The following is a 13,038-nucleotide window of genomic DNA, read 5'->3' on the forward strand; positions in this document are numbered from 1 at the left end:
GTTATTACTCAAATGTCTTTGCTAGTCCAACGATACAGATGGACAGTATAATGATTGCTATTCCTGCTATAATTGATCGATAGGTAGACTTACTAACGCCTTTCCATTCCTTAAGAAAAATCCCCCATGCGTTAGAAATAAGGATGATAAACGCCATGTGTAGAATCCACGAGCTGGCACCATTTCCCAATCGGCTTTCGCCCATACCATAGAAGAAAAATTGGAGGTACCATGTTGTTCCTGCCAAGGCACACAGCAACGTGTTCTTGAGGCGTGGCGTAGCCGCATTGCGATAGTCCGAGAACGTACTATTCTTTATAAATAGGTAGATACACCAAATAACATTGGTTGTGAAGCCACCCCAAAGGATAACAACATAGGTCACATTATTTTGGTACAAAAACTCCCCTTGACCTATGTGCGTGGCTTTCCATAAGGTATTCGCCACATCAGCCATCGGCTTTCCTGCCTCTATACCAAAATTAAAACAAGCACTAAGCACGCCCGAAATAATGGCGACGACTATGCCTAAACCAAAGTTATAGTCCGACTTCGTCGCCTCCGAGAGATTGGATAAGCCACGCTCCTTCAATACGCCTGCCCGTCCACATAAATAAATGCCAACGACACAGACTGCCAAACCGACCAGTACGCAAAGTCCCGGTTTTGTGGTGAAGAAATAGTCGATACCATCCTTTCCGATGGTTTGATTGAAGAAATAATACACCGCGGGCATTAAAGAGCCGAATACCATACTCAGCCCTAACATCACCGAACTACCAAGGGAGACACCCAAATAGCGCACCCCCAAGCCATACGTTAAGCCACCAACACCCCATAATAGACCAAACAAAAAGGTATAGCCCAAACTACTCGTTGATGCTTGACGTATAATATCATCAAAATTTGGAATGGTTAGCCAAGCGGCTAAAGGAGGTACGATGATCCAGGAGAATAAGCCCCCCAAGATCCACATGGATTCCCAAGACCAGCCTTTCACCTTCTTATAAGGTACATAAAAACTTCCTGACGCAAATCCGCCTATAAAATGGAATATAACTCCTGCGAGTGCATTCATAAATTATGGTTTAAAAAGTAGATTTTAATTGATGCTCCAAGATAAAAGGAATATTAAGTTAAACTGTTATGCACTGTCATGTAGTAGGCCTATAGAAGGTAAATAATGGAAGGTTTTTTTATACTTTGGAATACATGTGTTCTATAACGTATTCGTATATAGAAAATAGCCAGCATCAGTTGAGAAATATGCAGGAGCATGAAATTAATGCTGAAAAAATAAAACTTTAAACGAAAAAAGGAGTTTTACTCATTATGATTGGGAAAATTAGCGATTAACAGCAAAATGTGGTTAAAAAACAATAACTTTACGATATTGTAGTTCTATAAGGGTACACCTTTTAATACGCTTAATTATTATGTTGAAAAAACTTTTTTTACTAGCATTTACTTTTCTTTCGTTAACAGCGCTCGCACAAAACCGAGGCATGCTTCCTTACGCGATTCAGCAAGGATCAATTAATGATCAGTTTACAAACTTGACAAATCTATCACGTTCGCAAGATGTAGACTTTAAATTAGTACGAAAAGCCAATATTGATATTATCCGTACAAATGTATTGGACTCCATTAATAAGTATAAAGCACAAATTGCAAGTCTAACGGAAAATTCATCATCTTCAGTAAGCACTTTAAAGAGCCTACGTGACTCGGTGAGCACCTTGAGCACAGAGCTTACTGCCGAGCAACAAAAGACCGATAGCATTTCTTTCTTAGGGATAGACTTCGCAAAAGGAACCTACCACACGATTGTATGGTCGGCTATTATTATTTTTGCTCTAGCCTTCCTAATCAGCTTAGCTTCTTTCCGCAAAGCAAAAGTAGACACTAATGAGCACAAAAAAACAGCAGAAGAATTGCAAGAAGAGCTACAATCCTTGCGCAAGAAATCAATTGAGCGTGAGCAACAATTAAAACGCCAACTCTTGGATGAACAGCTAAAAGGAAATCCATAAGCATAAACGTACAAAGCCTCCCTAAAAAGAGGCTTTTATTTTAAATACCACATGGGAAAAGATGCACATTTTCCATTTTGGAACAAAAAATGAAATTAATATCAATAACCGTTTTGCTTTTAGCTAGATATAACTTATTTTTGCATTCCAAAATCCAGCTGCTAAAAAGCATCTGTTTTAAATTGATTAATAATTATTTAGTCCCTATAATATGCCCAATATTGGTAAAATAGCGCAGATTATCGGCCCAGTTGTTGACGTCAACTTTGCCGACAATGAGAATCTTCCTAAGATTTACGATGCATTGTACATTGAAAAAGACAATGGTCAACGTATCGTTTTAGAAGTTCAACAACATTTAGGTGAAGACCGTGTGCGTACAATCGCCATGGATGCTACCGAAGGTTTAGTTCGTGGAATGAAAGTTGTCGACACTGGAGCTCCTATTAAAATGCCTATTGGTGAAGAGATCAAAGGTCGTGTATTCAATGTTGTTGGTGACGCCATCGATGGTATCCACAACTTGGACAAAACAAACGGACGTCCAATCCACAACCTTCCTCCTAGATTTGATGAGTTATCAACAGAATCTGAAGTACTTTTCACAGGTATCAAAGTTATCGACTTATTAGAGCCTTACGCTAAAGGTGGTAAAATCGGTTTATTCGGTGGTGCTGGTGTTGGTAAAACAGTATTGATCCAAGAGTTGATTAACAATATCGCTAAAGGACACGGTGGTCTTTCTGTATTCGCAGGTGTTGGTGAGCGTACGCGTGAAGGAAATGACTTACTTCGTGAGATGTTGGAGTCAGGTATCATCAAATACGGTGAGCACTTTATGGAAGGCATGGAAAAAGGCGAATGGCCTTTGGACAAAGTGGACAACGAATTAATGAAAGAATCTAAATGTACTTTCGTATTCGGACAAATGAACGAGCCTCCTGGTGCACGTGCACGTGTAGCTTTATCAGGTCTTACTGTAGCGGAATACTTCCGTGATGGTGAAGGCGATGGTCAAGGTCGTGACGTATTATTCTTCATTGATAACATCTTCCGTTTCACACAAGCAGGTTCTGAAGTATCCGCGTTGTTAGGCCGTATGCCTTCAGCAGTAGGTTACCAACCGACTTTAGCAACAGAGATGGGTTTAATGCAAGAGCGTATCACCTCTACGAAAAACGGATCTATCACTTCTGTACAAGCGGTATACGTACCTGCCGATGACTTAACTGACCCTGCACCGGCAACAACATTTGCCCACTTAGATGCAACAACAGTATTGTCTCGTAAAATTGCAGAGCTTGGTATCTACCCTGCGGTTGACCCATTAGATTCTACATCACGTATCTTATCTCCAGCAGTATTAGGTGATGAGCACTACAATACAGCACAACAAGTAAAAGAAATTTTACAACGTTATAAAGAGCTTCAAGATATCATCGCCATCTTAGGTATGGACGAGTTATCTGAAGAAGATAAGTTAACGGTTCACCGCGCACGTCGTGTACAACGTTTCTTATCGCAACCTTTCCACGTAGCGGAGCAGTTTACAGGTTTGAAAGGTGTACTTGTTGATATCAAAGATACAATCAAAGGTTTCAACATGATTCTTAACGGAGAAGTGGATGAATACCCTGAGGCAGCATTCAACTTAGTAGGTAGCATCGACGAAGCTATCGAAAAAGGTAAAAAACTTCTAGCAGAAGCAGTTTAAGATTCAACATCCAATACTATACGTATATATGAAATTAACGATCATTACACCAGATAAATTAGCTTACGATGGCGAGGTGACAGCCTTAACGGTACCTGGCACTACGGGGTCTTTTCAAATTTTGAAAGATCACGCTGCAATTGTATCTACTTTAGATGACGGAAAAATTATTATTCAGAATGGCAAAGACGAAATCGTACTAGTCATTAAGGGCGGTGTCGTGGAAGCTAAGGACAATATTATTACCGTGTTAGCAGAAGGAATCATAGAAGATTAAAAGATAATACGCAAATATAAGCCCCTTAAGACTTCATGTTTTAAGGGGCTTTTTTTATGCTTTGTAATCGACCTAAACCAACCGAAAACTAAGCCTAAAAAACAAAAGTTTAATAGCATAAACTAAAGTCAAAAAACACCTTATAATCAGGACCTTTTTCACAACTTTCTACAAGAAAAAGCCAATTTCAGGAAGAATTTTGACCTTGTTTTAAAAAAACACAGCTCACGTAAAATATACCGATTTACATTATAGTCTACTAGCTGTCAAATAAAAATTTACATAATACAAAATCAACAAAATTAAATTTCGTTAATTTTAGATTATTAAAATATTAAACTTTTTCAAAATTCTTTCTTTTGCTATTGTAAAGAATTTTTAATAGGCCTAACTTAACAAAAGTGATTTGCATCATGCTATCAAAATCATTTTGCCTAAGGGCAACTAACATTGTTATATATGCAATATTATAATCAAGACACCGCTATTTATTTAGACGGAGCGTTCGTAAAAGCGAGCACTGCGGGCATCGATCTTTTCGGTCAATCTCTACACTATGGATACGGTGCTTTTGAGGGATTGCGCGCATATAGCACCCATCATGGGACCCGCATCTTTAAAGCAGAGGAACATTTCCAACGCTTACAACATTCGTGTGAAGCAATCAACCTACCCTTCAATTGGGATATAAAGACGCTGGTGGAACGTAGCTATGAACTTTTAGAGATCAACAAGCTACGTGCGGCCTACATTCGTCCTTTGGTTTTCACAGGCTCTAATATGCACTTGACATCATCGACTTCGTCGAATATCATGATTGCAGCATGGGAATGGGGACCTTACTTAGGCCACAACTTATTACGGGTTTGCACCTCCAGCGTCCAACGTCCTAATCCAAAATCTTTCCGCGTTGACGCGAAAGTATCAGGACAATATGTAAATGCAATCCTTGCCGCGACAGACGCTATCAAGCAAGGATATGATGAGGCATTATTGTTAGACCATGAAGGTTTTGTAGCACAAGCATCTAGTGAAAACCTATTCATCGAAAAAGACTATAAGCTGTACACGGCTCCTTTAGCTAACATCTTTCCGGGAATCACCCGCCAGACGGTTATTGAGATCTGCAAGAAGCTTCAAATAGAAGTCATAGAAAGACCGTTAACCATTACAGATGTACAACAGGCAGACAGTGCTTTTTTATGCGGCACAGCGGCCGAAATCATCGGTATTAAAGAAGTAGATCATATAACCTATAAAGAAGATTGGGAGCACACCATTGGGGCAACCATTCAACGAAAGTATAAACAACTCGTATTAGAAGAAGAGCATTATGAAGTCATCATCTGACCAAAACAAAGTAGTAAATAAATACAGTAGAATCTTCACGCAAGATGAAACCCAGCCGGCAGCGAAAGCCATGTTGTATGGAATCGGACTTACCGATGCTGACATGGAGAAAGCGCAAGTCGGTATTGCCAGTATGGGTTATGATGGGAATACCTGTAACATGCACCTTAACGACTTAGCACAAGTGGTTAAAAAGGGCGTATGGGCAAATGATTTAGTAGGACTTACCTTTGGAACAATTGGTGTCAGCGATGGAATGAGCAACGGTACCGATGGTATGCGTTATTCGTTAGTATCAAGAGATGTTATTGCAGATAGTATTGAAACAATCTGTGGTGGTCAGTATTATGATGGATTAATTGCAATCCCTGGTTGTGATAAAAATATGCCAGGTGCTATTATCGCGATGGGCCGTTTGGATCGTCCAGCGATTATGGTATATGGAGGAACAATTGCTCCGGGTCATTATAAAGGACAAGAGTTAAATATTGTTTCCGCATTCGAAGCACTAGGACAGAAAATCTGTGGCAACCTTTCAGATGAAGATTACGAAGGTATCATCAAGCATACCTGTCCAGGCCCTGGTGCTTGTGGCGGTATGTATACAGCAAACACGATGGCTTCCGCTATTGAAGCTTTAGGGATGAGCTTGCCATACTCTTCTTCGAACCCTGCGATATCCGCAGAAAAAGAAGCTGAATGTTTAGAAGCAGGTAAATACATCAAGATTCTTTTAGAAAGAGATATCAAGCCTTCAGATATCATGACACGTAAAGCATTCGAAAATGCAATACGTTCCATTATCATCTTAGGTGGTAGTACTAATGCTGTTCTTCACTTCATCGCTATTGGTAAATCGGTAGGTGTAAACATCACACAAGATGATTTCCAACGCATGTCGGACGAGACGCCTGTACTAGCGGATTTCAAACCATCAGGAAAATACCTGATGCAAGATTTACAACAATACGGTGGTACGCCAGCGGTATTGCGTTACTTATTAGACGAAGGCCTATTACATGGCGACTGTTTAACAGTGACAGGTAAAACGATAGCGGAAAATTTAGCTGATGTTAAATCAATCATTGATTACAACCAACCAATTATCCGTAAGCTAGACAACCCAATAAAAGCAACTGGTCACTTACAGATTTTATACGGAAACTTAGCCGAAAAAGGATCTGTAGCGAAAATATCGGGTAAAGAAGGTGAGAAATTCACTGGACCTGCACGTGTATTTGATGGCGAGCAAGACTTAGTAGCAGGTATTGCATCAGGACGCATCCAAGCTGGTGATGTAGTCGTTATTAAAAATGAAGGTCCTGTAGGCGCTCCAGGTATGCCTGAAATGTTGAAACCTACTTCACTAATCGTAGGTGCTGGCTTGGGCGGATCTGTAGCCTTGATTACAGACGGTCGCTTCTCGGGTGGTACACACGGCTTTGTGGTTGGTCACATCACACCGGAAGCTTATGCCGGTGGTTTGATTGGCTTAGTAGAGGACAACGACATCATTGAGATTGATGCGATCAACAACAGCTTAAACCTGAAAGTAGACGAGGCTACGATTGCAGAACGTCGTGCTAAATGGTCACAACCGGCATTGAAAGTTACAAAAGGTGTATTGTACAAATACAGTAAAACAGTAGCCGATGCATCAGAAGGCTGCGTAACAGATTTATAAAAAATAGCGGTTGCTTAGCAACCCGAACAAAAAGAAAATACTCAACCCTAAATACATAAAAACTAAAAAATGAGTACACTGGAAAGAACGGAGGCAAAGCCTGATACAAGTACGAAAACAACGACTCAATTGAGTGGTTCGCAAGCCGTACTCGAGGCTTTGATTCAGGAAGGAACAGACACCATCTTTGGTTACCCAGGTGGTGCAATTATGCCAATCTACGATGCGCTGTATGACTACAGCGAAAAGTTGACGCATATTCTGGTCCGTCACGAACAAGGAGGAATTCATGCTGCACAAGGATATGCACGTACATCAGGACGTGTAGGTGTAGCGTTTGCGACAAGCGGTCCCGGTGCAACCAATCTCGTCACTGGATTGGCTGATGCCATGATTGATAGCAACCCGATTGTCTGTATCACAGGACAAGTATTCGCGTCCCTACTGGGCACTGATGCTTTCCAAGAGACAGATGTGATTAACATTACCACACCAGTCACGAAATGGAACTACCAAGTAACAGATGCAACAGAAATTCCTAGCGTCCTTGCTAAAGCGTTCTACATTGCTAGAACTGGTCGTCCAGGTCCTGTACTCATTGATATTACGAAGAATGCACAGCTGCAACTATTTGATTACGAAGGCTACACGAAGTGTGACCATATCCGTAGCTATAGACCAGCGCCAATTATCCGTGAGGAATATATTCAACAGGCAGCAGAGCTAATCAATCAGGCGAAAAAACCATTCGTCATCTTCGGTCAAGGTATCATTCTTGGAAAAGCAGAAGAAGAGTTCAAAGCATTCATCGAGAAAGCTGGCTTCCCTGTAGCATCCACGGTGATGGGCTTAAGCGCATTGCCGACCGACCATCCACAGCATGTGGGTATGTTGGGTATGCATGGTAACTATGCGCCAAACGTGATGACAAACGAATGTGACGTCTTGATTGCCATTGGTATGCGCTTTGATGACCGCGTTACAGGTCGTTTAGATAAATATGCGAAACAAGCTAAGGTCATCCACATGGATATTGATCCTGCGGAGATCGATAAAAACGTGAAAGCAACCGTACCGGTATGGGGCGATTGTAAATTTACCTTACCATTATTAACGGCACAGCTTGAAAAAGCTGATCATAGCGCTTGGTTGCAAGCATTCCGTGAATTGGAAAAAGAAGAAGTAAAAGAAGTCATCCATAACGAGTTAAACCCAACATCGGACGAAATGACGATGGGTGAGGTAATTCGTGTATTAAACGAGCTTACAGGTGGCGATGCCGTTGTTGTAACCGATGTTGGCCAGCACCAAATGGTGACTTGCCGCTACGCGAAATTCAACGAATCAAAATCGAGCGTTACTTCAGGCGGATTGGGTACGATGGGCTTTGGCCTTCCTGCCGCAATCGGTGCTTGGTACGGCGCTCCGCACCGCGATGTTGTAGCGATTATCGGTGATGGTGGTATCCAGATGACGATTCAAGAGCTAGGTACAATCATGCAATTTGGCGCTAAGGTTAAAATCTTAATCCTAAACAACGAGTTCTTGGGTATGGTGCGCCAATGGCAGCAGCTATTCCACGACAAGCGTTACTCTTTTGTGAACATCACGAGTCCAGACTTTGTGGCGGTAGCGAAAGGCTATTACATTGACGGCAATAAAATCGCTAAGCGTGACGAGCTAAGAACGGCTTTAAAAACCATGCTTGACCACGATGGCGCTTACTTGCTAGAGGTAATGGTTGGGAAAGAGAACAATGTATTCCCTATGGTTGCACAAGGAACATCTGTATCTGAGATACGTTTAAAATAGAAGGTTGTTTTCGTTGCGCATGCTGATACACAACATGCGCAGCGAGCATACAACAAGTGGAAAGATTATTATCTTTTTTTGAATTCAAAATGGAAAAACAAGAATACACCATTACACTATATACAGAAAACTCTATCGGAATGATAGGTCGTATTTCTGGCATTTTCTCCCGTCGTAAGATCAATATCGAGAGCTTAAACACATCTCCTTCTGAAGTAGATGGTATCCACCGCTTCACGATTTTAATCACGGAATCGGAAGAGGTTGTTCGCAAGCTATGCCGTCAGATTGAGAAGCAAGTTGAAGTGTTGAAAGCCTATTACAACACGGATGCCGAGTTAATCTGGCAAGAGCAGGCTTTGTATAAAGTTCCTACCGATGTTATTGCGGAGAAAGCGCCTGTAGAGCGTCTTTTACGGGAGTACGGTGCTTCGGCAGTCGTTATTCGTAATGATTATACCGTGTTTGAAACGGCAGGTCACCGTGAAGAGATTGATAAGCTAACGGCTGAATTAACGAAATATCGTTTAATCGAATTTGTACGTGGTGCACGTATCGCTATTATCAAAGATAGTGCGGGCTTCCACAGCAAATTGAAGCAGTTTGAAAAAGAAGAACCAGCACCAGAAATCGTTGAAAACGAATTCTTGGATCAGCAGGACAACGTTTTCACCATGTAATCATGAAAAACACATTCAATTTTATCCGCCAATCGCGGGCGGCATTTATTCAGCTCATCGATGGCTTAAGCCTTGAGGAGCTAAATCATATTTCCGAAGGGTTCAACAATAATATCATTTGGAACTTCGGACATATCATCGTAAGTACACAAACACTTTGTTATGTACGCACGGGTATCCGTCAAAGTGCAGACTTCGTTCAATACTTGGCCGCTTACCAAAAAGGCTCAAAACCGAGCTATACCGTAACGCAGGAAGAGGTAGACAACTTGAAAAAGCTGGCGCTATCGACCATTGCCGAAATCGAAGCTGACTATGATAAAGGGGTATTCGCAACAATACAACCCTACGATACGGCTACTTATGGCGCTGTATTGCATAGTTTCGAAGAAGTGGTACTGACGACCACCGGACATGACAACCTACACTTAGGCTATGCTATAGCACAACGTAGAGCAATTAAAAAGTAATCAACAAAACTAGATCGAATTTTATAAAAAAAACAATGGCAAATTATTTCAACACATTACCGCTTAGAGAACAATTAAACCAACTAAGCCACGCAGAATTCATGGCATCCACAGAGTTTGCTGATGGTGTAGACGCGTTAAAAGGTAAAAAAATCGTAATCGTAGGTTGTGGTGCACAAGGATTAAACCAAGGTTTAAACTTACGCGACAGCGGCTTGGACGTATCCTATGCATTGCGTAAAGAAGCTATTGAACAAAAAAGAGACTCTTGGAAAAATGCTACAGACAACAATTTCGTTGTTGACACATACGAAGCATTGATTCCAAACGCTGACGTTGTGATTAACTTAACGCCAGATAAACAACATACAGCAGTAGTAACTGCGGTTATGCCTTTAATGAAACAAGGTTCTACCCTATCCTATTCACACGGTTTCAACATCGTTGAAGAAGGTATGCAGATCCGTAAAGATATCACCGTTATCATGGTGGCTCCAAAATGTCCAGGATCAGAAGTACGTGCTGAATACTTAAGAGGATTCGGTGTACCTACTTTAATCGCTGTACACCCAGAGAATGACCCAGAAGGTAAAGGTTGGGCTTACGCAAAAGCATACTGTGTGGGTACAGGTGGTCACCGTGCTGGTGTATTGAAATCATCATTCGTAGCGGAAGTAAAATCTGACTTAATGGGTGAGCAAACTATCCTTTGTGGTTTGTTACAAACAGGATCGATTTTATCTTTCGACAAAATGGTTGAAAAAGGAATTGATGCAGGTTACGCTTCTAAATTAGTACAATATGGTGTTGAAGTTATCACGGAAGCATTAAAGCATGGTGGTGTAAGCGGTATGTTAGACCGTCTTTCTAACCCAGCAAAAGTTAAAGCTTTCCAAGTATCGGAAGAGCTAAAAGATATCATGCGTCCATTATTCCAAAAACACCAAGACGACATCATGTCGGGCGAGTTCTCCAAAACAATGATGGAAGACTGGGCTAACGGTGATGCTAACTTATTGAAATGGCGTGCAGAAACTGGCGAAACAGCATTCGAGAAAACTCCTGCTGGAGACGTTGCTATCGCGGAGCAAGAATATTTTGACAACTACGTATTGATGGTTGCTTTCGTTCGTGCGGGTGTTGAATTGGCATTCGAGACGATGGTAGAAGCAGGTATCAAACCAGAATCAGCATACTACGAGTCATTACACGAAACACCATTAATCGCGAACACAATTGCACGTAAGAAATTGTTCGAAATGAACCGCGTTATTTCTGACACTGCAGAATACGGTTGTTACTTATTCGATCAAGCATGTAAGCCTTTATTAAAAGACTTTATGTTGAAAGTAGATACAGATTTAGTCGGTAAAAACTTCAACGAAGGTAAAGATGGCGGTGTTGACAATGTACAATTAGTACAAATCAACGAAATCTTACGTGGTCACCAAGTAGAGATTGTTGGTAAAGAATTGCGTAAAGCTATGACGGCAATGAAAGTCATTAAAACTGTCTAATATTTTCGTAATTTAGAGAGTAATTTAGTGGGTAAAGATGCTAGTGATAGCACTTTACCCATTTTAAAGTTTGAAATTAAGAGAAAGAGAATAACAATGGGAAAAACATTAGTAGAGAAAATTTGGGACGCACACACGGTCAAAAGTCAGGAAGGATTTCCTGATGTTTTGTATATCGACACACACCTTATCCATGAGGTTACTTCGCCCCAAGCTTTTGATGGCTTGCGTAAAAGAGGATTACCAGTTTTCCGTCCAAACCAAACGGTGGCGACAGCAGATCACAACGTACCTACCGTAGACCAGCACCTACCTATCAAGGAGGAGTTGTCGCGCTACCAGGTGGATATGCTGACGAAAAATTGTAAGGAATTTGGCGTTGAACTCTATGGATTAGGACATCCTTATCAAGGAATTGTGCACGTGATTGGTCCCGAACTGGGCATTACACAACCAGGAAAAACGATGGTTTGTGGAGATAGCCACACCTCTACGCATGGTGCTTTTGGTGCCATTGCTTTTGGTATCGGTACATCACAGGTGGAGCAAGTATTTGCGACGCAGTGTTTATTGCTACAAAAGCCTAAAACCATGAAAATTGAAGTCAATGGCAAACTGGCGAAAGGTGTCGGCGCTAAAGACATTATCTTATACATCATTGCTAAAATATCTGCCGCAGGCGGTACAGGTTACTTCGTAGAATATGCGGGCTCGGCTATCCGTGGCTTAAGTATGGAAGGACGTATGACCATCTGTAACATGAGTATTGAGATGGGTGCACGTGGCGGCTTAATTGCACCTGATGAAACTACTTTCTCTTATGTTGAAGGCCGTGAATTTGCCCCTAAAGGCGAAGAATGGGATAAAGCATTAGCATATTGGAAAACATTGTATTCAGACGAAGATGCACAATTTGATGCTGTATTAGAATTTGATGCAGCTGATATTCAGCCAATGATTACCTACGGTACAAACCCTGGTATGGGTATTGGCATCAGTGAGCCTATCCCGGCAACTGTTGCACAACCAGAGTCAGAGCAACCTTCGTATGAGAAAGCGTTGAACTACATGGGCTTCCATGACAATGAACAATTGATTGGTCACCCCGTAGATTATGTATTCATTGGTTCATGCACCAACTCCCGCATCGAAGACCTACGTGAAGTAGCAGCTTTTGTACAAGGGAAGAAAAAAGCCGAAAATGTGGAAGTATGGATTGTTCCTGGTTCTAAACAAGTGGAAGCGCAAGCGAAACAAGAAGGTATCGACAAGATTTTTGAAGAAGCTGGTTTTGTATTACGTGAGCCAGGCTGTTCTGCTTGTTTAGGAATGAATGAAGATAAAATCCCAGCAGGCAAATATTGTATCTCTACATCAAACCGCAACTTTGAAGGCCGTCAAGGACCAAATGCACGCACAATGCTGGCTAGTCCATTGACCGCAGCAGCAGCAGCGGTAACGGGTAAAATCGTAGATGTAAGAGCATTATTGGAGGCATAAT

11 protein-coding genes are annotated in these 13,038 nt (G+C 41.5%); 10 read left to right on the plus strand and 1 reads right to left on the minus strand.

What is annotated here, in order from left to right; genetic code table 11:
• Nucleotides 1-4: 4 nt before the first annotated feature.
• A complete protein-coding gene (gene rhaT, locus WH223_RS02695) occupies nucleotides 5-1,078 on the minus strand; it encodes an L-rhamnose/proton symporter RhaT (RefSeq protein WP_340045983.1) in 1,074 nt (357 codons plus the stop codon).
• Between the two features lie 358 nt (nucleotides 1,079-1,436).
• Here rhaT and WH223_RS02700 point away from each other — a divergent pair, with 358 nt between their 5' ends.
• The 10 genes from WH223_RS02700 to leuC all read left to right on the plus strand — a co-directional run bounded on the left by WH223_RS02700 (nucleotide 1,437) and on the right by leuC (nucleotide 13,037).
• Entirely contained in the window at nucleotides 1,437-2,033 is a 597-nt protein-coding gene (locus tag WH223_RS02700) for a hypothetical protein (RefSeq protein WP_340045984.1), read from the plus strand.
• A 211-nt stretch (nucleotides 2,034-2,244) separates the two neighbouring features.
• Nucleotides 2,245-3,747, plus strand: coding sequence for a F0F1 ATP synthase subunit beta (gene atpD, locus WH223_RS02705; RefSeq protein WP_340045985.1), 1,503 nt, complete (start codon nucleotides 2,245-2,247; stop codon nucleotides 3,745-3,747).
• 28 nt (nucleotides 3,748-3,775) lie between these two features.
• Entirely contained in the window at nucleotides 3,776-4,024 is a 249-nt protein-coding gene (atpC, locus tag WH223_RS02710; protein WP_340045986.1) for an ATP synthase F1 subunit epsilon, read from the plus strand.
• Nucleotides 4,025-4,483: 459 nt separating this feature from the next.
• A complete protein-coding gene (locus WH223_RS02715; protein ID WP_340045987.1) occupies nucleotides 4,484-5,374 on the plus strand; it encodes a branched-chain amino acid transaminase in 891 nt (296 codons plus the stop codon).
• The gene (ilvD, locus tag WH223_RS02720; RefSeq protein ID WP_340045988.1) at nucleotides 5,358-7,058 is read left to right on the plus strand and encodes a dihydroxy-acid dehydratase; all 1,701 of its coding nucleotides are present in this window, start codon (nucleotides 5,358-5,360) and stop codon (nucleotides 7,056-7,058) included. Before WH223_RS02715 ends, ilvD begins: the two co-directional genes overlap by 17 nt.
• 69 nt (nucleotides 7,059-7,127) lie before the next feature.
• Nucleotides 7,128-8,870, plus strand: a complete 1,743-nt coding sequence (ilvB, locus tag WH223_RS02725; protein WP_340045989.1) for a biosynthetic-type acetolactate synthase large subunit — start codon at nucleotides 7,128-7,130, stop codon at nucleotides 8,868-8,870.
• 89 nt (nucleotides 8,871-8,959) lie between these two features.
• A complete protein-coding gene (gene ilvN, locus WH223_RS02730; protein ID WP_340045990.1) occupies nucleotides 8,960-9,550 on the plus strand; it encodes an acetolactate synthase small subunit in 591 nt (196 codons plus the stop codon).
• A gap of 2 nt (nucleotides 9,551-9,552) precedes the next feature.
• The gene (locus WH223_RS02735; RefSeq protein ID WP_340045991.1) at nucleotides 9,553-10,020 is read left to right on the plus strand and encodes a DinB family protein; all 468 of its coding nucleotides are present in this window, start codon (nucleotides 9,553-9,555) and stop codon (nucleotides 10,018-10,020) included.
• Between the two features lie 35 nt (nucleotides 10,021-10,055).
• Nucleotides 10,056-11,537: a ketol-acid reductoisomerase gene (gene ilvC / locus WH223_RS02740; RefSeq protein ID WP_340045992.1), complete on the plus strand. Its 1,482-nt coding sequence runs from the start codon at nucleotides 10,056-10,058 to the stop codon at nucleotides 11,535-11,537.
• 96 nt (nucleotides 11,538-11,633) lie between these two features.
• Nucleotides 11,634-13,037, plus strand: a complete 1,404-nt coding sequence (leuC, locus tag WH223_RS02745; protein WP_340045993.1) for a 3-isopropylmalate dehydratase large subunit — start codon at nucleotides 11,634-11,636, stop codon at nucleotides 13,035-13,037.
• The last annotated feature ends 1 nt before the right edge of the window (nucleotide 13,038 follow it).

Source organism: Sphingobacterium sp. MYb382 (assembly GCF_037572665.1).
GTDB lineage: Bacteria > Bacteroidota > Bacteroidia > Sphingobacteriales > Sphingobacteriaceae > Sphingobacterium.

Bases quoted from the DNA above. Each gene is read 5' to 3' on its own strand.
- ilvC (WP_340045992.1), top strand. From the start codon at position 10,056: ATGGCAAATTATTTCAACACATTACCGCTTAGAGAACAATTAAACCAA.
- WH223_RS02715 (WP_340045987.1), top strand. From the start codon at position 4,484: ATGCAATATTATAATCAAGACACCGCTATTTATTTAGACGGAGCGTTC.
- WH223_RS02735 (WP_340045991.1), top strand. From the start codon at position 9,553: ATGAAAAACACATTCAATTTTATCCGCCAATCGCGGGCGGCATTTATT.
- rhaT (WP_340045983.1), bottom strand. From the start codon at position 1,078: ATGAATGCACTCGCAGGAGTTATATTCCATTTTATAGGCGGATTTGCG.
- ilvN (WP_340045990.1), top strand. From the start codon at position 8,960: ATGGAAAAACAAGAATACACCATTACACTATATACAGAAAACTCTATC.
- ilvB (WP_340045989.1), top strand. From the start codon at position 7,128: ATGAGTACACTGGAAAGAACGGAGGCAAAGCCTGATACAAGTACGAAA.
- leuC (WP_340045993.1), top strand. From the start codon at position 11,634: ATGGGAAAAACATTAGTAGAGAAAATTTGGGACGCACACACGGTCAAA.
- WH223_RS02700 (WP_340045984.1), top strand. From the start codon at position 1,437: ATGTTGAAAAAACTTTTTTTACTAGCATTTACTTTTCTTTCGTTAACA.
- ilvD (WP_340045988.1), top strand. From the start codon at position 5,358: ATGAAGTCATCATCTGACCAAAACAAAGTAGTAAATAAATACAGTAGA.
- atpD (WP_340045985.1), top strand. From the start codon at position 2,245: ATGCCCAATATTGGTAAAATAGCGCAGATTATCGGCCCAGTTGTTGAC.
- atpC (WP_340045986.1), top strand. From the start codon at position 3,776: ATGAAATTAACGATCATTACACCAGATAAATTAGCTTACGATGGCGAG.